Genomic DNA, 477 nt, shown 5'->3' with positions numbered 1-477 from the left:
CCTGCGGAGAGGGGTTCGTCACCACCGATTTGGCGTCCATGATGAAGGTGTAGCGGCGCGAGCGGCCGTCCGCCAAAAGGTCGGTGTATTTCGAGGTTTCCTCGCGCGCCTGCCAGGGCTCGTCGCCGGCCTCGATGCGGCGTAGCCATTTCACCCAGATATTTCCCTCCCAGCCGGGCACCACGGCGCGCAACGGGTAGCCCTGCTCGGGACGCAGCGCCTCGCCATTCATGGCAAACGCGATCAGCACGTCGTCTAGTGCCTTCTCGACCGGGAGCGAGCGATTCATGCCCGAGGAATCGGCGCCCTCCAGCATCAGCCATTTGGCGGTGGGCTTGAGCCCGGCCTCGGCCAGCAGCAGCTTCAGCGGCACGCCCGTATACATGACGTTATGGACCATGCCGTGCGTGAACTGGCAGCCATTGAGCTGCGCGCCGCGCCACTCCATGCCGGAATTGGCGGCGCATTCGAGAAAGT

Annotated in this window: 1 protein-coding gene; it reads right to left on the bottom strand. The window is 64.8% G+C overall.

The genetic code is table 11. From position 1 onward, the window contains the following. Window positions 1-477, bottom strand: a 477-nt coding sequence (locus tag AX750_RS09220) for a molybdopterin-dependent oxidoreductase (protein WP_156462439.1), incomplete at both ends; no start/stop codon positions are given.

Source organism: Methylobacterium sp. CCH7-A2 (assembly GCF_001557075.1).
GTDB classification, from domain to species: Bacteria; Pseudomonadota; Alphaproteobacteria; order Rhizobiales; family Beijerinckiaceae; genus Allobosea; species Allobosea massiliensis.
Note: the sequence above shows the minus strand (reverse complement) of the source record. Positions and strands in the feature narration are given on the sequence as shown.